The 530-nt window shown below is 58.1% G+C and carries 1 protein-coding gene; it reads right to left on the reverse strand.

The window, feature by feature from the left end; translation table 11 throughout:
* Nucleotides 1-36 precede the first annotated feature (36 nt).
* Entirely contained in the window at nt 37-474 is a 438-nt protein-coding gene (locus tag AC1DJ5_RS14635; RefSeq protein ID WP_441455174.1) for a hypothetical protein, read from the reverse strand.
* Nucleotides 475-530 lie beyond the last annotated feature (56 nt).

Below are 530 nucleotides of genomic sequence, written 5' to 3' on the forward strand. Positions count from 1 at the left end.
CGACCCAACTCGGACATTGCAAAGCGAGCGCGGAGCCTACGGCTTCTGGTGATATTCGGTGATGTTGATATCGCTGAGGTCCAGGCCACATTCGCGCGCCAGAAGGTCATTCGTGCGTTCGATTAACGGGCGGTAGGCGGCGATCTGTGCATCGGATACAGCCCCGGCGGTCAGGCCGATGCCGTTGTTAAAGCCGAACCGGTTTCCTGCGTTATAGATTTGGACACGAGGCCTAAGGCGACCTGCGTGGTAGGTCCACGTCTCAGCGACAGTTGTCGGGGATGCACCTCTTGCGATTTCAAACTGCGATGTAGGCCACTCCGTCCGCCGATATTTGATCGCGCTGACTCCTTCAGCCGTCCGTAGCACCCGAGGAATACAGGACGTGTCTGGAAGCCCAGCCAAGGGTGCGTATGCGTCGATGCCGCCAAAATGATCGCACGAAGCCGTCAGGGTGCCGACGAGAGCGAGCAAGACATATGATCTTCTCATGGCTTGGACTCTATCAGTCAGACGGCAGCTTCCCACCC

The sequence above is a fragment of the Brevundimonas sp. 01N35 genome (assembly GCF_056399785.1).